The organism is Halorubrum sp. T3 (genome assembly GCF_000296615.1).
Lineage (GTDB): Archaea > Halobacteriota > Halobacteria > Halobacteriales > Haloferacaceae > Halorubrum > Halorubrum ruber.
In genome coordinates, this window is the sequence record NZ_JH815330.1 from 576602 (window position 1) to 600328 (window position 23727).

The 23727-nt window shown below is 69.0% G+C and carries 26 protein-coding genes, 2 tRNA genes and 1 pseudogene; 13 read left to right on the forward strand and 16 right to left on the reverse strand.

The genetic code is table 11. From position 1 onward, the window contains the following. Positions 1 to 66: 66 nt before the first annotated feature. The 4 genes from B378_RS0111935 to B378_RS0111950 all read left to right on the forward strand — a co-directional run bounded on the left by B378_RS0111935 (position 67) and on the right by B378_RS0111950 (position 3701). The gene (locus B378_RS0111935; RefSeq protein WP_017344014.1) at positions 67 to 1143 is read left to right on the forward strand and encodes a M20/M25/M40 family metallo-hydrolase; all 1077 of its coding nucleotides are present in this window, start codon (positions 67 to 69) and stop codon (positions 1141 to 1143) included. A gap of 94 nt (positions 1144 to 1237) precedes the next feature. Next, positions 1238 to 1312 (forward strand) — tRNA-Glu (locus tag B378_RS0111940). A gap of 137 nt (positions 1313 to 1449) precedes the next feature. Then, positions 1450 to 2874, forward strand: a complete 1425-nt coding sequence (locus B378_RS0111945; RefSeq protein WP_017344015.1) for an APC family permease — start codon at positions 1450 to 1452, stop codon at positions 2872 to 2874. After that, positions 2874 to 3701, forward strand: a complete 828-nt coding sequence (locus tag B378_RS0111950) for a universal stress protein (protein ID WP_017344016.1) — start codon at positions 2874 to 2876, stop codon at positions 3699 to 3701. Before B378_RS0111945 ends, B378_RS0111950 begins: the two co-directional genes overlap by 1 nt. A 30-nt stretch (positions 3702 to 3731) precedes the next feature. Here B378_RS0111950 and B378_RS0111955 read toward each other — a convergent pair whose 3' ends face one another. Both B378_RS0111955 and B378_RS0111960 read right to left on the reverse strand, forming a co-directional pair. Next, entirely contained in the window at positions 3732 to 4160 is a 429-nt protein-coding gene (locus B378_RS0111955) for a desampylase (RefSeq protein ID WP_017344017.1), read from the reverse strand. A gap of 124 nt (positions 4161 to 4284) precedes the next feature. Then, the gene (locus B378_RS0111960; protein ID WP_017344018.1) at positions 4285 to 4515 is read right to left on the reverse strand and encodes a hypothetical protein; all 231 of its coding nucleotides are present in this window, start codon (positions 4513 to 4515) and stop codon (positions 4285 to 4287) included. Between the two features lie 92 nt (positions 4516 to 4607). Here B378_RS0111960 and B378_RS0111965 point away from each other — a divergent pair, with 92 nt between their 5' ends. Next, positions 4608 to 6512: a helicase C-terminal domain-containing protein gene (locus B378_RS0111965; protein WP_017344019.1), complete on the forward strand. Its 1905-nt coding sequence runs from the start codon at positions 4608 to 4610 to the stop codon at positions 6510 to 6512. A 23-nt stretch (positions 6513 to 6535) separates the two neighbouring features. Here B378_RS0111965 and B378_RS16825 read toward each other — a convergent pair whose 3' ends face one another. Then, positions 6536 to 6706, reverse strand: a complete 171-nt coding sequence (locus tag B378_RS16825) for a hypothetical protein (protein WP_155118214.1) — start codon at positions 6704 to 6706, stop codon at positions 6536 to 6538. Positions 6707 to 6789: 83 nt separating this feature from the next. Between B378_RS16825 and B378_RS0111975 the strand changes: the two genes are divergently transcribed. After that, complete coding sequence (locus B378_RS0111975) at positions 6790 to 6981, forward strand: UPF0175 family protein (protein ID WP_017344020.1); 192 nt, start codon at positions 6790 to 6792, stop codon at positions 6979 to 6981. Between the two features lie 101 nt (positions 6982 to 7082). On the opposite strand, the gene B378_RS0111980 is transcribed toward B378_RS0111975, so the two are convergent. Beyond that, the gene (locus B378_RS0111980; RefSeq protein ID WP_017344021.1) at positions 7083 to 8228 is read right to left on the reverse strand and encodes a 60S ribosomal export protein NMD3; all 1146 of its coding nucleotides are present in this window, start codon (positions 8226 to 8228) and stop codon (positions 7083 to 7085) included. A 142-nt stretch (positions 8229 to 8370) separates the two neighbouring features. Here B378_RS0111980 and B378_RS0111985 point away from each other — a divergent pair, with 142 nt between their 5' ends. The 5 genes from B378_RS0111985 to B378_RS0112005 all read left to right on the forward strand — a co-directional run bounded on the left by B378_RS0111985 (position 8371) and on the right by B378_RS0112005 (position 12455). Beyond that, a complete protein-coding gene (locus B378_RS0111985; RefSeq protein WP_017344022.1) occupies positions 8371 to 8724 on the forward strand; it encodes a DNA-binding protein in 354 nt (117 codons plus the stop codon). Further along, positions 8725 to 9318, forward strand: coding sequence for an alpha hydrolase (locus B378_RS0111990; RefSeq protein WP_017344023.1), 594 nt, complete (start codon positions 8725 to 8727; stop codon positions 9316 to 9318). A gap of 109 nt (positions 9319 to 9427) precedes the next feature. Then, complete coding sequence (locus tag B378_RS0111995) at positions 9428 to 9883, forward strand: DUF892 family protein (RefSeq protein ID WP_017344024.1); 456 nt, start codon at positions 9428 to 9430, stop codon at positions 9881 to 9883. 113 nt (positions 9884 to 9996) lie between these two features. Further along, a complete protein-coding gene (gene hisS, locus B378_RS0112000; RefSeq protein WP_017344025.1) occupies positions 9997 to 11319 on the forward strand; it encodes a histidine--tRNA ligase in 1323 nt (440 codons plus the stop codon). A 59-nt stretch (positions 11320 to 11378) separates the two neighbouring features. Beyond that, positions 11379 to 12455: a CNNM domain-containing protein gene (locus tag B378_RS0112005; protein WP_017344026.1), complete on the forward strand. Its 1077-nt coding sequence runs from the start codon at positions 11379 to 11381 to the stop codon at positions 12453 to 12455. 32 nt (positions 12456 to 12487) lie between these two features. Here B378_RS0112005 and B378_RS0112010 read toward each other — a convergent pair whose 3' ends face one another. From B378_RS0112010 to B378_RS0112050, 10 genes and pseudogenes are all read right to left on the reverse strand, one after another. Further along, positions 12488 to 13402 carry an ABC transporter ATP-binding protein gene (locus B378_RS0112010; protein WP_017344027.1) on the reverse strand — a complete coding sequence of 305 codons (915 nt, stop codon included), beginning with the start codon at positions 13400 to 13402 and terminating at the stop codon, positions 12488 to 12490. Next, on the reverse strand, positions 13399 to 14310 hold the full coding sequence (locus B378_RS0112015) for an ABC transporter ATP-binding protein (protein ID WP_017344028.1): 912 nt from the start codon (positions 14308 to 14310) through the stop codon (positions 13399 to 13401). The genes B378_RS0112010 and B378_RS0112015 overlap by 4 nt, the downstream gene beginning before the upstream one ends. Further along, the gene (locus B378_RS0112020) at positions 14303 to 15628 is read right to left on the reverse strand and encodes a branched-chain amino acid ABC transporter permease (protein ID WP_017344029.1); all 1326 of its coding nucleotides are present in this window, start codon (positions 15626 to 15628) and stop codon (positions 14303 to 14305) included. Before B378_RS0112020 ends, B378_RS0112015 begins: the two co-directional genes overlap by 8 nt. After that, entirely contained in the window at positions 15625 to 16746 is a 1122-nt protein-coding gene (locus B378_RS0112025; RefSeq protein WP_017344030.1) for a branched-chain amino acid ABC transporter permease, read from the reverse strand. The genes B378_RS0112020 and B378_RS0112025 overlap by 4 nt, the downstream gene beginning before the upstream one ends. Before the next feature lie 144 nt (positions 16747 to 16890). Further along, positions 16891 to 17829, reverse strand: coding sequence for a lipoyl synthase (lipA, locus tag B378_RS0112030; RefSeq protein ID WP_017344031.1), 939 nt, complete (start codon positions 17827 to 17829; stop codon positions 16891 to 16893). 90 nt (positions 17830 to 17919) lie between these two features. Then, the gene (locus B378_RS0112035; RefSeq protein WP_017344032.1) at positions 17920 to 18921 is read right to left on the reverse strand and encodes a hypothetical protein; all 1002 of its coding nucleotides are present in this window, start codon (positions 18919 to 18921) and stop codon (positions 17920 to 17922) included. 75 nt (positions 18922 to 18996) lie between these two features. Further along, positions 18997 to 19473, reverse strand: a complete 477-nt coding sequence (locus B378_RS0112040) for a DUF6516 family protein (RefSeq protein WP_017344033.1) — start codon at positions 19471 to 19473, stop codon at positions 18997 to 18999. A 3-nt stretch (positions 19474 to 19476) separates the two neighbouring features. Next, the gene (locus B378_RS0112045; protein ID WP_017344034.1) at positions 19477 to 20067 is read right to left on the reverse strand and encodes an Rrf2 family transcriptional regulator; all 591 of its coding nucleotides are present in this window, start codon (positions 20065 to 20067) and stop codon (positions 19477 to 19479) included. Positions 20068 to 20119: 52 nt separating this feature from the next. Next, positions 20120 to 20403, reverse strand: a pseudogene (locus tag B378_RS17490) (type II toxin-antitoxin system RelE/ParE family toxin). Then, positions 20396 to 20674 carry a ribbon-helix-helix domain-containing protein gene (locus tag B378_RS0112050; RefSeq protein WP_017344035.1) on the reverse strand — a complete coding sequence of 93 codons (279 nt, stop codon included), beginning with the start codon at positions 20672 to 20674 and terminating at the stop codon, positions 20396 to 20398. The pseudogene B378_RS17490 and the gene B378_RS0112050 overlap by 8 nt, the downstream one beginning before the upstream one ends. 769 nt (positions 20675 to 21443) lie before the next feature. On the opposite strand from B378_RS0112050, the gene B378_RS16830 reads away from it, so the two are divergent. After that, positions 21444 to 21620, forward strand: a complete 177-nt coding sequence (locus B378_RS16830; RefSeq protein ID WP_155118215.1) for a hypothetical protein — start codon at positions 21444 to 21446, stop codon at positions 21618 to 21620. 482 nt (positions 21621 to 22102) lie between these two features. Here B378_RS16830 and B378_RS0112060 read toward each other — a convergent pair. Both B378_RS0112060 and B378_RS0112065 read right to left on the reverse strand, forming a co-directional pair. Then, positions 22103 to 22174: transfer RNA gene (locus tag B378_RS0112060), tRNA-Thr, on the reverse strand. Positions 22175 to 22264: 90 nt separating this feature from the next. After that, the gene (locus B378_RS0112065) at positions 22265 to 22930 is read right to left on the reverse strand and encodes a hypothetical protein (RefSeq protein WP_017344036.1); all 666 of its coding nucleotides are present in this window, start codon (positions 22928 to 22930) and stop codon (positions 22265 to 22267) included. Positions 22931 to 22989: 59 nt separating this feature from the next. Here B378_RS0112065 and B378_RS0112070 point away from each other — a divergent pair, with 59 nt between their 5' ends. Continuing rightward, the gene (locus B378_RS0112070; RefSeq protein WP_017344037.1) at positions 22990 to 23697 is read left to right on the forward strand and encodes an enoyl-CoA hydratase/isomerase family protein; all 708 of its coding nucleotides are present in this window, start codon (positions 22990 to 22992) and stop codon (positions 23695 to 23697) included. The last annotated feature ends 30 nt before the right edge of the window (positions 23698 to 23727 follow it).

Sequence of the window (23727 nt, forward strand, 5' to 3'; positions counted from 1 at the left end):
TCGAGGGTCCCGGCGCCGAGCGCCGACACCGACGTTTTCTTGCCGGCCGCCCCACAGCCTCGGAGCATGGACGACGAGCGCAGCGCGTTCCTCGACGACCTCCTCGCGACGCCGAGCCCCTCAGGGTTCGAGACGGCCGCCCAGCGGGTCTGGACCGACTACGTCCGCGAGTTCGCGGACCGGGTCGACACCGACGCGTACGGCAACGCCGTCGCGGTTCACGAGGGCGACCCCGACGCGCCGGCGATCGCCGTCACCGGCCACGCCGACGAGATCGGGTTCATCGTCCGCGACGTGCTCGACGACGGCTTCCTCCGGATCGGGCGGATCGGCGGCTCCGACCGCACCGTCTCGAAGGGCCAGCACGTCACGGTCCACGCCGACGAGCCGGTCCAGGGCGTCGTCGGCCAGACGGCGATCCACCTGCGGGACGAGGGCGACGACGAGTACGAGGACGTGGCGGCCCAGTTCGTCGACATCGGCGCCGAGGACGCCGACGAGGCGCGCGACCACGTCGAGGTCGGCGACCCCGTCACGTTCTCGACGGGCCGCCGCGACCTCGTCGGCGACCGGATCGCCGCCCGCGGGATCGACAACCGGGCCGGCGCGTGGGCGGCCGCTGAGGGGCTCCGCCGCGCCGCAGCGGCCGACGTCGACGCCACCGTCTACGCGGTCTCGACCGTCCAGGAGGAGGTCGGGCTCCAGGGCGCCCGGATGGTCGGCGTCGACCTCGACGACGTCGACGCGTTCGTCGCGGTCGACGTCACCCACGCCACCGACAACCCGGACGTCGACCGCGAGCGGCGCGGCCCGGTCGAGCTCGGCGCCGGTCCGGTGATCGGTCGCGGCAGCGCGAACCACCCGGTCCTCGTCGACCTCGCGCGCGACGCGGCGGACGACGCCGGCCTCGAGGTCCAACTCCAGGCGGCGGGCATTCGCACCGGCACCGACGCGGACGCGTTCTACACCGCCCGGGGCGGCGTGCCGGCGCTCAACGTCTCGATCCCGAACCGGTACATGCACACGCCGGTCGAGGTGATCGACACCGGGGACCTCGACGCCGTCGCCGACCTCCTCGCCGCGATCGGCGCGGCGGCGGGCGATCTCGACGCGGCGGAATCGCCGTTCGGGGTCGACGTCTGAGCGCGGCTCGCCACGACAAACCGGGGCACGGCGGCGTCGAAACGGAACTGTTTTACTATCGTCTTTCCTACCGTAGATTGCGACGAACGGACGTGCTCTGGTGGTGTAGTCCGGCCAATCATATCACCCTCTCACGGTGATGACCTGGGTTCAAATCCCAGCCGGAGCATTTCTCTCACGACGCGACCAACCGACGAGAGCCGGCTCCGTCTTTCCGGTCGCGCCCGCCGAACCGCGTCGCACGGCTTCGGTCGGGTCGGTACGGCTCCCCACACTTATCGGGCGCCCCGTCCTCTTCGGGCACACATGCCCGACGAGCCGAGCGGCCGCAACCTCGACGGCGACGCTCCGGTCGCGGAGTCGGTCGTCGAGACCGAGTCGGCGACGATCACCGGCGACGCCGAGCTCGAACGCACCATCGGGCTGACCGGCGGCCTCGCGATCGGGATCGGGACGATGATCGGCGCCGGGATCTTCGTGTTCCCCGGGCTCGCGGGCGGAGAGATCGGGACCGCGGCGGCTGCCTCGTTCGCCGTCGGCGGGGTGATCGCCCTCCTCGTCGCGCTCCCGACCTCCGAGCTCGCGACGGCGATGCCGCGGAGCGGCGGCGGCTACTACTTCATCTCGCGGGGGCTCGGGACGCTCGCCGGGACCGTGATCGGGCTGTCACTGTGGCTCGGGCTCGTGTTCGCGACCGCCTTCTACCTCGTCGGGCTCGGCTACTACGCGCTCGACGCGCTCGCACAGGTCGGGCTCGCGGTCGGCGCCGGCTCGGACGCCGTCGTCTCCGTCATCGCCGTCCTCGCCGGGGTCGCGTTCACCGTCCTGAACGTCACGGGAACCGAGAACGCCGCGAAGCTCCAGAACGGGATCGTCGCGCTCCTGCTCTCGATGCTGGTCGCGTTCCTCGGGTTCGGGCTGTTAGAGGCGTTCGGGCTCGTCGCCGTCGACACGCCGCCCGGCCAGGCCGCGAACATCTGGGGAGCCGGGCCGGTCCTCTCCGTCGCCGCGCTCGTGTTCACCTCCTACCTCGGGTTCGCCCAGGTGGCGACGGTGGCCGGAGAGATGAAAGACCCCGGACGGAACCTCCCGCTCGCGATGGTGGGCTCTGTGGTGATCGTCACGGTGCTGTACGTGTTGACCATCTTCGTCGCGACCAACATCTTCACGCGGGACGCGCTGCTTTCCGCCGGCGAGACCGCGATGGTCGAGGTCGGCCGCGCGCTGCTCGGCCCGGCCGGGGCGCTCGTGATCATCGTCGGCGGACTGTTAGCGACGATGTCGTCGGCGAACGCCTCGATACTCAGCACCTCGCGGGCGATCTACGGCGTCTCGAAGGACGCGCTCCTCCCGCGGCGGGCGAGCCGGATCAACCTCCGGTACGGCACGCCGCACGTTGCCCTCGGCATGGCCGGCGGCCCCGTCGTCGTCCTCGCGGCGACCGGGCAGGTGGAACTGCTCGCCGAGGTCGCCTCCTTCCTCCACCTGATCATGTACGGGCTGATGTGCGTCGCGCTCGTCGCCATCCGCCGGGACCGGCCCGCGTGGTACGACCCCGACTTCGTCGTGCCCGGGGGGCCCGTTATCCCGGTCCTCGGCGCGCTCGCCAGCTTCGGGCTGATCGCGTTCATGAACCGGCTCTCGATCCTCGTCGGGATCGCGATCATCGCCGCCACGGCCGGGTGGTACTTCTATTACGCCCGCGACGTGTCGCTCAAGGGGGCCCTGTAATGACACGCGTACTCGTACCCGTCGCGGTGCTCGAGGGAGGGAGCGTCTCGACCGGCCTGATCTCGCTGCTCGGGACCGTCGACGTGACCGTCCTCGGCTACCACATCCTCCCGGAACAGACGCCGCCGGACCAGGCCCGGCTCCGGTTCGAGGAGCGCGCGACGTCCGCCCTGGAGGACATCAGTCAGGAGTTCGCGGCCGCGGGCGGCGCGGCCGACCACCGGCTCGTGTTCACGCACGACCGCGAGCAGACGATCCGGCGGGTCGCGGGCGAGGTCGACGCCGACGCGTTCGCCGTCCCCGGAACGACCGGCGACGTCGAACGGATCTTAGTGTCGCTCTCGGGCGACGTCGACGCCGACCGGATCCTCTCGTTCGTCGATTCGCTCGTCGGCGACCGCGACATCGGCGTCACCCTGTTCCTCGCGGCGGGAGCCGAAATGCCCGGCGACGGCGCCGCAGACGCCGCCGCGTCCGAGAGTGCCGATCCCGGCGTCGCCGGCGACGTGGGCGACGGTGTCGACGCCCGGCTGGCGGCCGCGGCCGACCGCCTCCGCGAGGCGGGGCTCGACGTTGACACGGCGACGGCGGCGGACGGCTCGCCGTTCGACGCGCTGATCGACGCGGTGCCCGGCCACGACGCGGTCGTGATGGGCGAGCGCGCGCCCTCGTTCCGGTCGTTCGTGTTCGGCGAGGAGAGCGAGCGCGTCGCGGCCGCCTCCGTCGGTCCCGTCCTCGTCGTCCGTGACCGCCGAGCGGACGACGAGTCCGACGAGGACACAGCGGCGTCTGCCGCCGACGAAACGGCGCCTGCCGCCGACGAGTAGGACGGGCCGGCGCGGCGTCGTTCGGAGATCCTACCGCTCGCCGCTAACCGACACCGTCTCCTGTTCGAACCCCGCCTCGTCGCCGCGCCAGCGCCACGAGCCGACGAACGGGGAGCCGTCGAGCGCACAGATCACGTACGAGTAGCCGGGCCACGTCGCCCGCGAGGCGTCCGTCTCGCTCGGGCGCGCCGGTCCCGCCGGGTGCGAGTGGTAGAAGCCGACCACCTCGCGGCCGTCGGTCTCGATCGCCTCGAACAGTTCGAGCTGCTCCTCGGGGTCGATCCGGTACCGGACCGCGGGCGCGTCGGCGACGTTCTCCGCCTCGTGGGCGCGCGCGACGACGCTCGGCTCGTCGCCGTCGCCGCGCGTCCCGGCCAGCACGCCACAGACCTCCTCGGCGCCGCCCGCGTCGGCGTGCCGGACCACGTCGTCGTAGGCCTCCCGAGCGAACTCGATCATACGCGGACAACGGAGGGGCGCCGGATAAGTCCGTCTCGACCGGGGGTCGGCGCGCCGCCGAAGGTCGCGAGGCGGAGCGACGTTGAGTCGGAGCAGCGGCGAGGTGTCGATGCGGTGGCCGTCGTCACCGGTTCAACCGCCAGCGGATCACCGCGGCTGCGAGGAGGACCGTCCCGAACGTGACGGCGCCGGAGATCAGCGCGCCGCGGACGCTCGTCGCGCCGGTCGCGAACGCGCTCGCGGAGGCGGCGCCGCCGACCGCCGCCGCCCCGCCGGCCAGCCCGCCGAACCCGATACAGCAGAGGCTCAGCAGGCCCACGGCGGACAGCGACCCGAGGATCCCGTCGTCGCTCATCGTCGCTTCGCCCTTTTGCCCCGGACTACCAATAGGTGTCGCCCCCGCGGCCCAAGCGAGGGTTTAATTCCGACAGCGCGCGAGGGCGTCGTGTGGACCCGAGCCGGATCCCCGCCGAGTTCCCCGCGCCGAGCTTCCGCGGGGCACAGGAGCAGGCCCTCGCCGACATCCGCGACGCGTTCGCGGCCGGCAACCGGGTCGTGTTGGTGCGCGCGCCGACGGGCAGCGGCAAGTCGCTGCTCGCCCGCGCGATCATGGGCGCGGCCGCGACCGCCGGCGAGGCGGCCCCCAGCGAGGCGACCGGCGCCTACTACACGACCCCGCAGGTGTCGCAGATCGACGATGTCGAGGCCGACGACCTGCTCGACGACCTCGCGGTGATCCGCGGGAAGTCGAACTACGACTGCGTGCTCCCGGGCGAGCACGACACGCCCGTGAACCGCGCCCCCTGCGCGCGCCAGCAGGGGTTCGACTGCTCGATCCGGCACCGCTGCCCGTACTTCTCCGACCGCGCCATCGCCTCCGGCAACCGCTTCGCGGCCATGACGCTCGCGTACTTCATGCGCACCGCCGGCTCCGAGGTGTTCCGCAAGCGCGACGTCGTCGTGATCGACGAGGCGCACGGGCTCGCGGAGTGGGCCGAGATGTACGCGACCATCGAGATATCGCCCGAGCGCGTCCCGGTGTGGGACGACGTGGGCGTCCCCGACGTCGCGGCCGACGCCGGCCCCGAGGAGGACCCGCTCGACCGGACCGCGCGGTTCGTCGAGAGCCTTCGCGACGTGGCGATCCGCGCGAAAGACGAGCTGGTCGGCCGCCCCGAGCTCGACCGCGAGGAGGTGGCTCGGCGCGACAGACTTCAGGAGCTCATCAGCGAACTCGGCTGGTTCCTTGAGGACTACCGCGAGCCGGAGTCCCCGACCACGTGGGTCGTCGACCAGTCGGGCGGCGAGGGGTCCCGCATCGACATCAAGCCGCTCGACCCCGCGCGCTACCTCAGACACACGGTGTGGGACCGCGGGAACCGCTTCGCGCTGCTGTCCGCCACCATCCTCTCGAAGAACGCGTTCTGCCGCGGCGTCGGGCTCGACCCGGCCGACGTCGCCCTCGTCGACGTCGAGCACACGTTCCCGCTCGCGAACCGACCGCTGTACGACGTGACGCAGGGGCCGATGACGTACGAGCACCGCGACGAGACGGTGCCGAAGATCGCCCGCCTGATCGTCCGGCTGATGGCCGAACACCCCGACGAGAAGGGGCTGATCCACGCGCACTCGTACGACATCGCGGAGCGGATCACGGAGCGCCTCGGCGAGTTCGGCGTCGCCGCGCGCGTCAGGCGCCACGACCGACAGAACCGGGACGCCGAACTGGAGGCGTGGAAGGCGAGCGCCGACCCGGAGGTGTTCGTCTCCGTGAAGATGGAGGAGGCGCTGGACCTCAAAGGCGACCTCTGCCGCTGGCAGGTGGTGTGTAAGGCGCCGTACCGGAACACGAACGACTCGCGGGTCGCCCGGCGGCTGGAGGACGGCCAGTGGGCGTGGTACCACCGCACGGCGCTGCGCACGGTCATCCAGGCGTGCGGCCGGGTCGTCCGCGCGCCGGACGACTACGGCGCGACGTACCTCGCGGACGACTCCCTCCTCGACCTCTTCGAGCGCGCCGATGCCGACACGCCCGGCTGGTTCCGCGACCAGGTCGACGCGATGACGACCCCGTCGCTGCCGGCGTTCGACCCAGAGGCGGCGCTGGCCGGCATCGACGCGTCGCCGTCCGGCGGCGCCGGCGCGGGACGGCGGCGGAGTCGCCGCTCGGGCGGGTCAGAGAGCGGGAACGCGGGTCACGCGTCCCGCGGCGAGGGCGGCTCGGAAGCCGGCGACGGGGACGCGACCGTCGACAGCGGAACGCCCGGCGACGAGTCGGTCCGGACCCGCTCCGAGCGCGACGAGGAGCGCCGACGGGACCACCCGCTGTCGGACGTGTGGGGCGACGGCTGACGGGGGTTACCGCGAGGCGGCCGTCACAGCAGCGAGACGCCGTACGCGACCATGGAGCTCACCATGAGAAACGCGAAGAACAGCGCCATAACCTGTTGTCTGTCCATGTCGCCGTGTCGACCGTAGAACCGTATAACTCCTGCGGGCGAGGGGTGGCGGCGCGCGAGTCGTATTATCACCCCCGCGCCGATCATGCGTCAATATATATCGTATAAGGTGTATCAGGGCCCTCCATGAAGTAGTAACCTTCATAATCCCTCACGCGACTACTGGATGTATGGCCACGAACGGGCTGTCGAGTGCGCTGACGCTGTACGGTGCGCGAACCCTGACGCTGTCGCAGGCGGCCGCACAGGCAGGGCTCAGCGAGGCCGAATTCATCGAGCAGCTCGAACGCCGCGGCATCGAGGTAACCGAGTCCGAGCGCGCCGCAGCGCTCGGCCGCGAACAGCCCGCCCGCGCCGATTGAGCGTCTCCCGCTCCCGCTGACGACGTCGACGCGCCGACCCGACTCTTCGGCTTCCTTCCACGAACGATCAGTTCTTCCGCCGAAACGACCCGCGAGAAGCGTCAGTCCCGACTCGGCGCCGACTCCGCGGTCGGTTCCGCTCCTTCCTCCGGAACGAGGAGAACGTCGCCGCCGTGTTCGAACGCGAGGACCGTGTCGGCGTCGTCGTCGACGAACGCCGGGTTCGGGACGGTCTTCGCCTCGTAGGTGACGGGGTCGAGCACCTGGATCGCGTTCTCGTCCTCGACGGTCACGACCGTCGTCTCCGTCGCGTCCGATCGGGTGCCGAGGCGGGTCGCGTCCGGGGCCTCCCCGTCCGCGAACGCGGAGGCGTACTCCGCGCCGCTGGCGAGGCGCACGCCCCGGAGGCGGTCGGAGACGCCGGTGACGAGGACCGGCCCGTCGCCGTCCTCGGGGTCGACGATCTCGCCCTCCGCGTACTTCGGCAGCCGGACCGCGAACGTGACGCGGTACACCTCGTTGCCGTCGCCGTCCTCGGTGACGAGCGTCGGGTACGACTCGAAGCTCCCGCCGAGCGACTCCGTGATCCGCGTCGCGACGTTCTGCGCGAGGCGGTTCGAGGAGAGCTTGATATTCGGCCCGTCGTCGGTCTCGTTCACCTCGGTGATGAACGCCTCGCGGTCGCCGTCGGCCTCCTGGTCGGCCACGTACGTCTCGGCGATGTCGAGCGCCTCGGCGCGCTCTGCGGGGGTGAGGTCGCGCTCGTCGGCGCGGACCTGGACGATCCCCGCGTAGTAGCCGCCGGCGATGCGCCCGCAGCGGTCGCAGGTCCCGCGCGAGATCTTGACCGGGACCGTCACCTCGGCGGACCGGAGGGTGCCGCGCACCACGCCCGAGAAGCGGCAGTGCATCCGCACGTTGTTCTCGTCGACCTGCTCGGGCTCGACGCCCCACTCGACGTCCTCGGCGTCGACGTGGACCCCGAGCGCCTCGGCGACCTCGTCGACGGCGACGTCGGTGTAGTCGCGCGCGCCGACGTCGCGCCACGACTCGCCGCGCCTGACGGCGCCGCAGCCGGAACAGACCAGCACCTCGATCCGGTCGGGCGCGTCGACGAGGTCGAAGTCCTCGAAGTAGCAGTCGTCGCAGAGCAGCGCGTCTCGCCCGCGCGGCTCGCCCGGCAGGGGGTCGCGCCGCTCGGGGACCGGGTCGCCGCAGCGCGGACAGAACTCCCGCGACTCGCTCATTGCCCGCGGCTACGCCGAGGATCCGTTTAAACCGCGCGGACCGCCCCCGTCGGTCGTCGACGGGCGCCCCCCCGGTTCCGCCCGGGCCGCGCGGGTCGCGACCTCCGAAATGGTTTTTCGCACGGACCGAGAACGGACGCGTATGAGCGGCAACCCCGACGACGAACGGCTCGAGGAACTGCGCGAACAGAAGATGGAGGAGCTCCGCGAGCGACAGGGCGGCGAGGGCGACGCCGCCGAGGCCCAACAGGAGGCCCAAGAGCGTGCCGAGGCCCAGCAGGAGGCGGTGTTGAAACAGCACCTGACCGACGGCGCGCGCCAGCGGCTCAACGCGGTCGAGATGTCGAAGCCCCAGTTCGGCGAGAAGGTGAAAAAGCAGGTCGCCGCGCTGGCGCAGAGCGGACGAATCCAAGGACAGATCGACGAAGAGCAGATGCGAGACCTGCTCAAAGAGCTTCAGCCCGAGCAGAAGAGCTTCGACATCCGACACCGGTAGATGGAGCTCGCGCTGCTGTACAGCGGGGGGAAAGACTCCTCGCTCGCCGCCCACCTGCTCGACCGGTTTTACGACGTCCGCTGCGTCACCGGCAGCTTCGGGCTCACGGACGACTGGGAGCACGCCGAGCGGGCGGCCGACGAGCTCGGGTTCCCGTTCGAGCGGGTCGACCTCGACCGCGAGGTGGCCGAGGACGCAGCCGAGACGATGGTCGCCGACGGCTACCCCCGGAACGGGATCCAGCGCGTCCACGAGCACGCCTTAGAGACCATCGCCGCCCTCGACGTCGACGCCATCGCGGACGGCACTCGTCGCGACGACCGCGTCCCCACGGTGTCGCGGGCGCAGGCGCAGAGCCTCGAAGACCGCAACGGGATCGACTACATCTCCCCGCTCTCCGGGTTCGGCCGCCACGCCGTCGACCAGCTCGTCGACGCCACCTTCGATGTCCAACAGGGGCCGAGCGAGGAGGTCCCGAAGGCGGACTACGAGGACGAGCTCCGGACGCTCATCGCCGGCGAGTACGGCGAAGAGACCGTCGGCGACGTGTTCCCCGACCACGACCAGACGTACGTCCACGGCCGGAACGACTGACCCCGGCCGACCCCTCGTCCGTCGCGGGCGGCACCGTCCGCAGTCGACGCCCTCCCGTCGACCCGGAACCGCCGGAACTCCTTTCGACCCCGGGGTCGTAGCGTCAGGTATGTCATCCGACCGAGTCGTCGACCTGCTCCGGACGGCGTACGCCGACGAGATCGAGACCGTGATGAACTACCAGACGAACGCGATCGTCCTCGACGGCGTCCGTGCCGAGGAGATCAAAGAGAGCCTCAAACAGGACGTCCAAGAGGAGCTCGGCCACGCCGAACAGCTCGGACAGCGGCTCAAACAGCTCGACGCGCGTCCGCCCGGGTCCGCCGAGTTCACGGCCGGCCAGGAGTCGCTCCAGCCGCCCGAGGATTCGACGGACGTGTTGGCCGTCATCAACGGCGTCCTCGACGCCGAGGAGGACGCGATCGCGACGTACCGAGACCTGATCGACGCCGCCGAGGAAGCCGACGACCCGGTCACCGAGGACCTGGCCGTGACGCTGCTCTCCGACGAGGAGGCCCACCGGACCGAGTTCCGCGGGTTCCAGAAGGAGTACCAGCGCGAGTAGACCGGTCGCGGGGCCGCGCTCCCCGACCGTGAGTCGCGCGACCCACGCATCGACGCCGGCGAGCCCGCCCCCGAAAGGATGCTTTCAAGCGGGCGCTCGCCGAACCGACGCTCATGTACGACGGCCTCAAGGGATTCCGAGATTTCTACCCCGGCGAGCAGTCCGCTCGCCGCGAGGTGACCGACGCGATCGAGGACGCGGCGGTCAGGCACGGCTTCCGCGAGATCGCCACTCCCGCCTTGGAGCGGACGGAGATGTACGTCGACAAGTCCGGCGAGGAGATCGTCGAGGAGCTGTACGCCTTCGACGACAAGGGCGGCCGCGGCGTCTCGATGACGCCGGAGCTCACGCCCACCGTCGCCCGGATGGTCGTCGCGAAGGGTCAGGAGCTGTCGAAGCCGATCAAGTGGATGTCCACCCGCCCGTTCTGGCGCTACGAGCAGGTCCAGCAGGGCCGCTTCCGCGAGTTCTACCAGACGAACATCGACGTGTTCGGCTCCTCGGCGCCCGAGGCCGACGCCGAGGTGCTGGCAGTCGCCGCCGACGCCCTCACGGACTTGGGGCTCACCGGCGACGACTTCGAGTTCCGGGTCTCCCACCGCGACATCCTCGGCGGCCTCGTTCGCTCGCTCGCGGCTGATCCCGACGCGGTCGACACCGCGGCCGCCATCCGCGCGGTCGACAAGCGCGCGAAGGTCGACGACGCCGAGTACGTCGGCCTCCTCTCCGACGCCGGGCTCGCCCGCGACACGGCGCGCGACTTCGACGACCTCATCGCGGACGTCGAGACCGTCGACGACCTCGACGCGGTCGCGGAGGCCGGCGACGAGTCGGTCGAGGACGCCGTCGAGAACCTCCGGAACGTGCTCGCCGCGGCAGACGACTTCGGCGCGGGCGAGTTCTGCGAGGTGTCGCTGACGACCGCCCGCGGGCTCGACTACTACACGGGCGTCGTCTTCGAGTGCTTCGACTCCACCGGCGAGGTCTCACGCTCCGTCTTCGGCGGCGGGCGCTACGACGACCTCATCGAGAGCTTCGGCGGCCAGCCGACCCCCGCGGTCGGGGTCGCGCCCGGTCACGCCACGCTGAAGCTCCTCTGTCAGCGCGCCGGCGTCTGGCCCGACGAGGAGCTGTCGACCGACTACTACGTCCTCTCGGTGGGCGACACGCGGAGCGAGGCCGCCGCGCTCGCGAGCGACCTCCGCGCGCTCGGCGACGACGTGGTCGTCGAACAGGACGTCTCCGGCCGCTCGTTCGGCGCGCAGCTCGGCTACGCCGACTCGATCAACGCCGAGACGGTCGTGGTCGTCGGCGAGCGCGACCTGGAGAACGGCGAGTACACGGTGAAGGACATGGCGAGCGGCGACGAGACGACGGTCCCGGTCGAAGAGTTCCCGCCGGAGGAGGGGCTGCCGACGTACGAGGACTACGAGTAACGGGCGAACGCGGTCGCTTTCTCAACGCTTTTCAACTGCGCGTCGGGACGGTGGGGACGATGATCCCGCTCGCGACGGCGATGCCCCCAGTCGAGATCGGCCTCCGCGTGGCCGCCGGCGTCGCCCTCATCCTGATCAACGCGTACTTCGTGGCGATCGAGTTCGGCCTGACGCGCCTGCGTCAGTACCCCGAGTCGGAGATGGACACCCCCGGACTGCGGCGGGCGTGGGAGATGACCGACGACTTGGAGTTCTACCTGACGACCTGTCAGGTGTGGATCTCCGGAACGTCCATCGCGCTCGGTATCGTCGCGGAGCCGGGGCTCGCGGCGCTTTTCGCCCCGCTGTTCGAGAACACGGCGCTCGCGTCCGCCGGCGCCGGCTCCCTGTTGGGATTCTTCCTCATCAACATGGTCCACCTGACCCACGGCGAGCAGACGCCGACGTACCTCGGCGTCGAGCGCTCGAAGCAGGTCGCCAACTACGGCTCCCGACCGCTGTACTGGTTCGCGTGGCTCATCTCGCCGCTGATCAAGTTCGGCGACTGGGTCGCGAAGGCGACGCTGGGGCTGTTCGGCGTCGAGATGACCGGCTCGTGGACCGAGGCCGAAGAGGAGGTGTTGGAGACGCGCGCGGAGCTCCGCAACCGCCTCGGCTCGATGATGGAGGAGGTCGAGCTCCCCGAAGAGCGCCGCGAGGAGGTCCTCAACGCGCTCGACGTCGACGAGCTCGCCGTACGGGAGGTGCTGACGCCGGCCGACGAGGTGATCTCGCTGTCGACGACCGCCTCCGCCGAGGAGAACCTCGACCGGATCCGCGACACCCCGCACAGCCGCTTCCCGCTCGTCGGCGACGACCTGAACGAGTTCGAGGGGATCGTGTACGCCCCGTCGATCGTGAGCCGCTTCGACGAGCTCCGGGACGGCGACCTCACGTTCGCGGACGTCGCGGCCCCGCCGATGACGGTGTCGGCGGACGCGAGCGTCAGCGACGCCTTCGACCAGTTTCAGGCGGAGTCGCAGGAGCTCGCCTTAGTCATCGAGGACGGCGGGGTCGTCGGCCTGATCACCGCGACCGACGCGATGGAGGCGGTGATGGGCCAGTTAGAGGACCCGCTGGACGCTGGCAACTTATAAACGGGCAGTGACGCCGGCGGCTCTGCGGCCGCCTACCCGCCGAGGAAGTCGCGCCGCACGTCCTCGTCGGCGAGCAGCACGTCGCCGCGGTCGGTGTAGCGGTTCTCGCCGTTCACCAGCACGTAGCCGCGGTCGCAGCGACGGAGCGCCTCCTTCGCGTTCTGCTCAACCATCAACACCGCCGTCCCGCCCTCGTTGATCCGGTCGATCCGGTCGAACATGTCGGAGACGAGGTCCGGGGCGAGCCCGGCCGAGGGCTCGTCGAGCAGGAGGAGGTCGGGATCGAGCATGAGCGCCCGCCCCATCGCGACCATCTGCCGCTGGCCGCCGGAGAGGGTCCCCGCCTTCTGGTCGCTGCGCTCGCGGAGGATCGGGAACCGGTCGTAGATCGTCTCGATCTGGTCTTCGGGCACCTCGTCGAGGATGTACGCGCCCATTTCGAGGTTCTCGCGGACGCTGAGCCCGGGGAACACGTTGTCGTTCTGCGGGACGAACCCGATCCCCTCGCGGATGATCTGCTCGGGCGCGAGCCCCTGTATCGATTTCCCCTCGAACTCGACGGTGCCGCCCATGTGGGTCGTGAGTCCGAAGACGGTCTTCATCACCGTCGACTTCCCGGCCCCGTTGGGGCCGACGATGGTGACGTACTCCTCGTCGGCGACATCTAAGACCACGTCCGAGAGGATCTGGAGGTCGCCGTAGCCTGCGTCGAGGTCGCGGATCCGGAGGATCGCGTCGCCGTCGATCGCGTGTTCGGCACCGGCGTCCGCGTCGGCCTCCACCGCATCCGAGTCGACGTCGACCGCGTCGGCGGAGTGTCCGTCCGTCGCCGGGGCGTCGTCCCCGTCCGTCGCCGGGGCGTCGTCCCCGTCCGTCGCCGGGGCGTCGCCTCCGTTCGTCGGCGAGGCGGCGTCGCCGGCCGCGTCAGGTCCGTCGTCGGCGCTCATAGGTCCTCCCCCAGGTAGGCCTCGATGACCCGCTCGTCGTTCCGTATCTCGTCGCCGGTCCCTTCGGCGAGCACGCTGCCCTGATGCATGACGATGACGCGTTCGCAGTTGTCCATGATGACGTCCATGTCGTGTTCGACGAGCAGGAAGGTGTAGCCGTCAGCGCGCAGGTCGTGGATCCGGTCTAAGAGCTTCTCTTGGAGGGTCGGGTTGACCCCGGCGAGCGGCTCGTCGAGCAGCACCATCTCGGGGTCGGTCATCAGCGCGCGGGCCATCTCCAGCAGCTTCCGCTGGCCGCCGGAGAGGTTCCCCGCGTGCTCGTGTGCGAGGTGGTCGATCTCGAAGAACTCCAGCGTCTCCCAGGCCCGCTCGCGGAGCTCGGTCTCCTCCGCGACGACGGCGCCGCGGAGCCCGGGCGTCACCGCCCGGACCGCAGATTCGCCGAGCTGGCCCTGCGGCGCGAGCATGAGGTTCTCTAAGACGGTCATCTCGGAGAGCTCCCGGGCGATCTGGAACGTCCGAACCAGCCCCTTCCGAGCGATCTGGTGCGGCCTGAGTCCGGTGATATCCTCGCCTTCGAAGTACACCTTGCCGGCGGTCGGCTCGTGGACGCCGGTGATGCAGTTGAACGTGGTCGACTTCCCGGCGCCGTTCGGCCCGATGAGCCCTGTCAGCGAGCCGGACTCGACTTCGAACGAGGCGCCGTCGACGGCGGTGACGCCGCCGAACCGCTTGACCAATCCCTCCACGCGGAGCGGGGGCCCCCCGGAGGGGACGTGTTTCGCCGCCTCCTCGACCGCGCTGTCGTTCGCCTCGGGTTCGTCGACCGTCGCGTCCGTCGCGTCGACCGTCTCGGCGACATCGTCCGCGTCGGCGATGTCGGCCGGGTCGGGCGCGTCGCTACTCATCGCTCTCACCTCCGGCCGGCCGCTCCGAGAGGTCGACGGCCGCGGCCGTCTCGATCCGGTCGCCTAAGATTCCCTCCGGCCGCCGGTGGATGATGAACACCAAGACGAGGCCAAGGAAGACGAACTGGAGCGGCGCGATGTTGTCGGTCGCGTACGCGAGGAACGTCACCGGGTCGAGCGAGACGAGGGCGTCGGCGAACGACGGCGGCGTCTCCGCGTCAATGAGCCCCCGCACCGTCCCGCCGACGCGCCGCGGCCCCTCGAACAGGACCGCGGCGAAGACGATGCCGCCGAGGACGGAGCCGGTGTTCGACCCCGACCCGCCGATGATCACCGCGATGAACACGTAGAAGGTCAGGAGGGGGCGGAACTGCGGGGTCGGCGAGACGTTGCCCTGGCTGCCGAACCAGAGGATCCCCGCGAGCCCCATCAGCGCGCAGCCGATGACGAACACCTTGATCTTCACGAGGTTCACGTCCTTGCCGAGCGAGTTGGCGACGAGCTCGTCCTCCCGGATCGCCTTCATCGTCCGACCGAACGGCGAGCGGCCGAGGCGTTCGAGTACGAGGTAGAACGCGACCAAAAACGCCGCGAGGACGGCGATGTACCCCCAGCCGATGAGGATCGGGTGCGAGATGCCGAGCCCGTCGTTCCCGAAGACGCCGAAGACGAGCTCGCCGAACGCGGTCGGCGTCCCCGCCTGTCCGTCGACGAGGAACAGTTCGCGGACGGGGTTGTCCGGCATCCCCATCCCGCGGCCGCCGCCGGTCCCGGCGCCGATCGTGTCGCGCAGGAAGTTGTCGAAGGCGCTCGACTGGAGCGACAGGCGGACGATCTCCGAGAGGCCGAGCGTCACGATGGCGAGGTAGTCGGCCTTGAGCCGGAGTGCCGGCAGGGCCGCGACCGCGCCGAGCAGCGCCGCCATCCCCATGCCGGCGACGATCCCGACCGGGAGCGGCAGCCCGAGTCCGGGCGGGCCGAACGCGGGGTCGGGCGACCGGACGACCATCCCCATCGTGTACACGCCGACGGCCATGAAGCCGGCGACGCCGATGTTGAAGAGGCCGGTGTACCCCCACTGGAGGTTTAAAGCGAGCGCGGTGAGCGCGTAGACGAGCCCGAGGAACGTCAGCGTCTCCATGAGCCCGACGACGCTGTTGAGCCCGTCGGTGAACGTCAGCAGCGTCGCGGCCGCGTAGATGGCGAGCAGCGTCCCGACGACGAGGCCGAGGTCACTCTCTCGGGCGGCCTCGACCACCGCCGCCGTCGCGCTCTCGGGCGCCTCGGCGTCCCCTTCAGTCGAATTCGCGTCGCTCATGTGGTCGTCACCCCGCCGAAGAGCCCCTCGGGGCGCAACAGCAGCATGAGGATCATCACGCCGAACGCCGCGGCCTGGTTGAAGTCGGAGGGGATCCAGATCGTCGACGTGGTGAACACCACGCCGATGACGAGGCCGCCGGCGATGGCGCCGTAGACGGAGCCGATCCCGCCTAAGATCACGGCCGCGAAGATCAACAGGAGGAGGAGCCAGCCGAAGTCGAACTGGATCGTCCCGCGGAGCAGCACGTAGAGGTAGCCGGACGCGCCCGCGAGCCCGCCGCCGATGATCCACGTGGCGGTGACGACGCGCTCGGCCGGGATCCCCGTGATGAGCGCGAGATCCTTGTTGTCGGCCATCGCCCGCATCGCCGTGCCGAGCTTCGTGTGCTGGAGCATCCCGTGCATCGCGAGCATCAGCCCGACCGCGGCCACGAGGATGGTGAGCTCGTGGGCGTTCACCGAGAGCCCGAGCGGGTCGAACGCGAGGTTCGACGCGTCGACGCTGGCGGTGATCCCTCGGCGGTCGGAGCCGTAAACGAACTGGAGCAGGTAGCGGACGATGAGCGCCGCGCCGATGGAGGCGATCAGCAGCGAGATCCCGTCGCGGTCACGCATCGGCTTGTAGAACGCGCGGTCGAGCGCCACCGCGAGCAGCGCGGTGACGGCGAACGCCGCGAGCAGCCCGACGAGGATGGCGGCGGGCGTCGTGAGGATGTGCGCGCCGATGTCGCCCGGCGAGGCGTTCCCCGCATCGCGGACGGTCAGGAGCGCGCGGACCGGCACGTCGCCGAAGCCCGCGATCAGGAACGCCACGCCCCAGCCGGAGAACGCTCCGACGCTGACGAGGTCGCCGTGCGCGAAGTTCGCGAACGAGAGGATGCTGTACGTCATCGAGAGCCCGATGCCCGCGAGCCCGATCACGAGCCCGATGACGACGCCGTTCCAGAGGTTCGAGCCGAGCCGGTCGACCGAGATCGACCCCCCGATCGGGCCGAGGCCGACTCCCGCGAGCTTCGCCGCGAGGTCGACGAGAAGCAGGCCGCCGAGGAGGGCGACGAAGAGAAGCCCCGGTCGGGCCCGCGCCGAGTCGACGATCGACGAGTCAGTTGTTCCCATGTGTACGTCTCACTGCCACAGGGTGGGTCACCGAGCGGTAAATAACTCGCTGTTCGGACAAAAGTCGATACCTCGAAAGCGCCTGACAGCTGTGGCGGCCTCGGCGGAGTTCTCGGAGCCGCGCCTCGGTGTTTTATATCCCTGTCAGTCCCCGCCCGCGGCCCGCGCGTGGCGCCGCGCGTCCTCGGGCGACCTGCCCTCGCGCACCAGCGCCTCGACGAACAGCTCGCCGGCCTTGTACGACGACCGAACCATGGCGCCCGACGCGCAGTAGAGGAAGTCGAACTCCTCCTCGGCGACCCGCCGCCACGTCTCGAAGACGTCCGGGTGGACGTACTCGAACACGTCGAGGTGCGAGCGCGACGGCTGGAGGTACTGGCCGAAGGTGACGACGTCGACGCCGACCTCGCGGAGGTCGCCGAGCGTCCGGTACACCTCGTGGTCGTACTCGCCGACGCCGAGCATGAGGCTCGTCTTCGTGTGGATGTCCGACTCGCGGTCGACCCGGTCGAGGACCGCGAGCGACTGCTCGTAGTTCGCGCGGCGGTCGCGGACCGGCCACTGGAGCCGCTCGACGGTCTCGACGTTGTGGGCGATCACGTCCGGCTCCGCCTCGATGATGCGGTCGATCGCCTCGGGGTCCCCCTGGAAGTCCGGGATGAGCGTCTCGACGAGGATCTCCGGGTCGCGGCGCTTGATCTCGCGGATCGTCTCGGCGAAGTGCGCCGATCCTCCGTCCGCGAGGTCGTCGCGGTCGACGGACGTGAGAACGACGTAGTCCAAGCCGATCTCCGCGACCGCGTCCGCGACGTTCGCCGGCTCGTCAGGGTCGAGCGGCTCCATGCCGCCCGTCTCGACGTCACAGAAGTTACAGCCGCGCGAGCAGCGGTCGCCCATCAGCATGAACGTCGCCGTGCCGGGGCCGTCCTCTCCCGACCAGCACTCGCCCATGTTCGGGCAGTTCGCCTCCTCGCAGACCGTGTGAAGGTCGCGGTCGCGGAGGGTGGACTTGATCTCGGTGAAGCGACTCCCGGACGGCGGGCGCGACTTCAGCCAGTCCGGCTTCCGGCGGCCGCGTTGCATGGTCGACCCTTAGCGTCCGAGCGCAAAAGCGTGCGGGTCGGCGGGGGTCGCCGCCGGTTCGAGCCGGAGCGGCGCGGCGGTCCCCTCGACTCAGGCCTCGGGGACGAAGACGTTCATCGACGGCGTCTGGATCCCCTGGAACTTGTTCTTCCAGTTGTACGCGATGTTCAGCACGCGCCGCCGATTCTCGGGCGGTCCCGTCACCACGCTCACGGAGGTCCCGTCCTCCGGGATCTCGACGCGCGTGTCCGCCCACTCGAAGCCGGCGAGCAGCTCCGAGGGGTTCTCGACCGTCACCGCCCCGCTGTTCTTGTTCACCTCGTAGAGGCGGTAGGAGTCGGTTTCGAGGAGCCGCTTGATCTCGTCGAGGTCGTCGTCGAAGTGTTCCTCCAGCGCGTCGGCGGTGTGGTAGCCACAGATGATCAGGTGCGCGAACGTCTCGACGTTGCGCGGGTTCTGCTCGGCCTCGCGGAGGTGATCGAAGTACGCGAACTTCTCCTCGCGGTCGAGTTCGAGAATCGCGTTGACGATCCGCGCCGCCTCGCGCTGCCTCTCCGTCGAATCTGGGTCCGCGAGGACCTCATCCGCCCGCGACCCCGTTTTCTGGCCCCGCGACACGTCGAGGACGTTTTTGAGGTGTTTCGCGCGGTCGTACACCGCCGACTTGTACGACCAGTCGCGGACGTCGTCCGGGTAGTCGTCGAACCGCCGGAGGAGGGCCTCGCGGTCCTCGGGGAACCCGATCTCCTCGCGGAAGTCGCTCCACGCGGTGGCGTCTTCGAAGAGTCCGAACTGCGTCAGGGTGTCCTGTCCGAGGTTCGCCCGCGTGCCCCCGCTCGCGACGAACTTCGCTTCGAGGAACGTCTCGCCGTCGGCGGCGTCGACGATCAGGTCGCCCAGCGAGTCGTAGGAGTTGCCGGCGTGTCGCACCGCGGTCCGGTCCGGGAAGTCGGCCCGGATGCGCTCCGCGAGGGCCTTCGCGAGGTCGGGTTCCCCCTGTTCTTCGAGGTCGGGGTCGGGTGCCGTGCCGTTCGCGAGCTGCGCCGTCAGCTTCTCCGTGGCCTCGACCCAGCCGCGCTCGTGTTTGCCCATGTGTCGTGTCAGTCGGAGAGTGGGAAATAAAAAAGCGCCTACCGCGGGGAGATTCGATCGCTTACCGGCGCCGGTTCAGGGCGGGTTGCTCACGGCGTTGAGCGGCGCGTACGAGTCCGCGTGATAGGCGACCCGCCACAGTTTACAGACGGCGCGGGTGACCAGCTCCTCGGGAGACTGCGTGATACAGGACGCCTCGACCTCGTCGGGGTCCGAACTCGCGTCCGGAGGCGGATGGTAGTGCTCCGGCCCGGTGGCGTGAACGTAGTCGCCGTCGTGGGGATGGTTTCCCCACCGGAGGTTCACGCCCGTGGGATCCGTGTAGTGGTACTTGTAATCGCCTCGCGTCGTCCACGTGACGTCGAGGCGGGCCTCGTCGGCGTCGCGGAGTCCGTCCGCGAGTTCGACTTCGAGCGCGGACGGATTGATATAGTCGTCGAGGCGGGCCGTGGCGAGCGGCTCCATCTCCTCGACGGTGTCGCGGATCGCGAGCAGCGCCGGGCGGTCGGTCGCCCCGCGGAGGGCGTGGGCCTCATGTTGTGGCTCCGGCATCGATCACACGGGAACGCCGTCGTCGCCGGAGCGACGGTCGTCGTCGACGAACCGCTCCGCGTTGCCGACTGCGAGGGCCGCGTTCGCGAACGCGAGGTTCCGCCGGAGCGTCTTCCACTCGCGAATCCTCTCCGGATCGGGGTCATCTGACTCGGACTCGGACGCCGCGAGCGCGTGGTTCGTCTGGTCGACGGTCAGTTCCTCGGGCGATTCGACGCCGTACTCCGACTGGAACTCGCCGAGCCGCGTCCGCATCTCTCGGATCCGAGCGACGAGGTCGTCGGTGGAGACGCGTTCGAGGATCTCCGCGGCCTGCTCGACGACCAGCGACTCCGGCGAGCGGCGGTACAGCGTCCCGCCGTGGTCGCCGTTCTCCGTCTCGACGAACCCCTCCGTCGCGAGCGCGTTCAGGTGTTTGCGGGCGGTTTTCGGCGCGGTCCGCGCCTCCTCCGCGACCGTCTCGGCCGAGACGGGGTCGTACGCGTGCTCGATGACGCGCCGGACGCGTTCGTACGGCGTCGTTTCGGCCTCCCAGTCGGCGCCGACCGCCTCGTTGACGTCCTCGAACGCTTCCGGTGGGCTTCCGTCGTCCATGCGATCACACTGGATATGAAGGAATATAGTAGTTCGGAGAGGATCATGTTACTTAATCGTCGTTAGCGGTGTACGCGCCGCCCCGACGCTTGATACGTGCAACGACGAGCCGCTCGTCGTCCTGCCGGAAGCTCACGGAGAGCCGGAACTCCCCGATCGGATTTTCTTGTACGGACTGTTCCGGAGCGGTTCACCGTAGTCGGGCGGGTCGCGCCACGGTGAGTCGACGATCTCGTCGAGCTTATCGAGAATTTGTTTTTGATCGGCAGGAGGGAGTCCGTCGAGGTCGTCTTCGGCCGTCGCGGAGAGTTCCCACGCCCTCCCGTTGTCATTCATCCGTGTCGAACCGCTCGCGGGCTTCCTCGGCGCTCGTCGTTCGTCCCTCGCGGATGTCTTCTTCGGCTTCGAGCAGGGCGACGAGTTCGTCGCGGTCGAACGTCGGGAACTCGACGGCGTCCCGAAGCGTGTACCGGATGAACTCGCTCCGGCTGTTGAACCCGCGTCCCTGCCACGTATCGTCTATCTGTTCGAGGAACGACTCGGTGAGTTTGAAGTTGACCGTGGCGATGTCGTCGCCGCCGTCGTCGTTTGTGGTTGCTTCGGACATATAAACGTAATACGCTGGTCTTACCGATAGTCGTTTCGGCGGAGGCTCACTCACCGCGTAACCGACGTGGATAGCCGCATCGAGGAGCAGTTCTATCACATTCCTGACTACGGTTCATCGTCCATCCCGTGAGTGTGGATTAGTGAAATCCGGGGTGTCGATTGAGGGGACGCACCCCCGGTCAATTTTGGGTCTAATCCGCCGCTGTCTGTGAATCAGTTTGTGTGTCCTGACACTTCACCGAATCGCATTACGGCGAGGGATGCCCTGTTTAGCGAGAGACGCGAATCTCGAACGGGTTTCGTTCAGACGAGTGTATCGATAAAAGTGTGCGTACAAGGAGTGTACGGAGGAAAGAGCCTGAGGGGGGATTTGAACCCCCGGTCTCGTCCTTACCAAGGACTTGCTTTACCGAGGAGGCCTTCGGCCCTGAAAGCGGCTACCTTTGCCGCAAACGCCCACTTTGCGTGCTTCTTATCTCTCTATTAGCAACGCTACTTATAAAAGAATTGGGTATTCAGCCCCGTATGCCGTCTGTGGACACCGGAAAACAACAAACGTGTTCGGGTGAGTGTTGCCCTACTCGACACATCATAATTGTGAGGGGTGTTGTGTGGTTCATACGTGTTGCCCACTTCATCGAGTGGGGAGTACCCCGTTCGTTTCAGAAATGCTGAGGTGAACCAGCTGGATAGTAGAGCGTGCGTATCGACCGAAGAAGGTTCACTCAATGGGTGGAACTATATACCTCAGAAGCATCCCTCTGAGCATGGTTGCCCGTGAGAATAAGGTATTCTACGTATTTGGAGCGTCAGCCCTCGTCATATTCTTAGCCCTCGTAGGCTTCACTGAGTACCCATCATGGGTTAAAACTGCAGTTCTCTTTGTAGTCGGGATATTTGTTCCTCTACTCGTCAACGACTTCCTTGATGGTCGGGAATCATAGGGCATACCCCACTATGGTAACCAAATAGAAAATGAATATCAGTTGATGAATATATTCCACATTAAACGATACGTACTTGACCTGTACTGACCGAAACTTCTCACCACATCGAGGGGCAGAAGAAACAGCCCCCCTCGATGATATGGCTCACGACCGACAACGACCGGGGCCAAATCCGCTGAACCTCCACCCGTATCTCGCCGCATCGAGGGGTGTTCTGTCATATTACTGACTACGGTTCATCGGCCGTCCTGTGAGCGTTGATTAGCGAAATCTGGGGTGTCCCTTGAGGGGATGCGCCCCCGGTCGATTTCGGGTCTAATCCGCCGCTGTCTGTGAATTAGTTTGTGTGTCCTGATAGTTTGACGAATCGCATTACGGCGAGGGATGCCCTGTTTAGCGAGAGACGCGAATCTTGAACGGGTTTCGTTCAGACGAGTGTAGCCGGAAAAGTGTGCGTACAAGGAGTGTACGGAGGAAAGAGCCTGAGGGGGGATTTGAACCCCCGGTCTCGTCCTTACCAAGGACGCGCTTTACCGCTAAGCTACCCAGGCACGCAACCAGTCGTTGACCGGATTCGACTTTAGGGGTTTCGATTCGTGGGCGCGGCGTCGGGGGATCGACTCCGCCTCGTCGTCCGCCGGTCAGCGGTCCGTCGCGCTGACGGCCCGCTCCGAGATGTCGGCGATGCGGTCGGCGGTCGCGTCCGGCAGCGCCCGGCCCGCGGGCGGGAACTCGCCGTCGCAGTCGGCGGCGAGGTCGCGGGCGTATTCGAGCAGCTCCTCGGGCGGGTCGCCGCCGACGGCGGTGGTGCCGGCGACGACGGCGAGCTCGAGGGCGTCCACCTCCAGGTTGCGGTCGAGTCCGGCCGCCGTCTCGGCGTCCGTGCCCTCGCGGTCGCGCAGCGTCTGGTCGCGGCCGAACGAACGCACCACGTCGACCGCGGGGCGGGCGGCGTCGGTACAGGCTAAAAGCGAGAAGCCGCGGGAGACGAGCACGTCGGCGGCGAGGATATCCATGTCGGCGTCGATGTCGGCCGCGGCGGTCGCCGCCGTCACCCACGGCTCCTCGCGGGCCACCGTGCGGGTGAGTCGCAACCCTTCGTAGATGAGCTGCACGCCCGCGGCGCGGTCGGCCACGTCGCCGAGGTCGACGTCGGGCTCCAGCGCGCGAGCGGTGACCAGCGCCAGCACGCCGGGGGTCACCGCCGCGTCGAGGAGCCGACCGTCAAGGGCCTCGCGGAGCTGTTCGGGTTCGACGTCCGCGAGCGCATCGCGCGCGGCGTCACGCGCTCGCGCGGCATCGTCCATTGCCGTTCGGTAGACGAGCGAAGGGCAAAGACCTTTGGAAACGAACGGGATCCGGTACCGTGATCCGGACCCGAACCGACGGCGACGTGCGCGTCGTCACGCTCGACCGCCCGGAGGCGCGCAACGCGCTTCGGCCCGCGGACCTGACCGCCCTGCGCGAGGCGTTCGCGGAGCCGGAAGCCGAGGAAGGCCCGCCGGTGACGCTCCTGCGCGGCGCGGGCGACGCCTTCTGTGCCGGCGCCGACCTCGACGCGGTCGCCGCGCTCGACGATCCGGAATCGTTCGCGCGGCGAGGGCAACGCGTCGCCGCCGCCATCGAGGAATCGCCGTCGGTCGTCGTCTGCGGGATCGACGGCGCCGCCCATGGTGGTGGAGTGGAGTTGGCGCTGGCGGCCGACGTTCGAGTTGCGACCCCGCGGGCGACGCTGGCCGAGCCCGGCGTCTCCTTGGGGCTGTTCGGCGCCTGGGGCGGGACCGTCAGGCTCCCGCGCGTCATGAGCGAGGGTGACGCGCTCGACTTCGCGCTCTCGGGGCGGGTCCTCGACGCGGACGCCGCGCTGCGGACCGGGCTCGTCTCGCGCGTCGTCGACGACCCGCGCTCGGTGGCCGACGAGATCGCGGCTGGCGAGTCCGACGCGCTCGCGGCGATCAAGCGCCGGATGCGTGACCGGCGTGAGAGCGGGACGCAGGAAGATGCGGAGGCCGCCACGTTCGCCGATCTTCACGACGCGCACGCGGACGAGATCGCGCGACTGCGGGGAGAGTGAGCGACGAAGCGGCGACGAGGACAACGACGC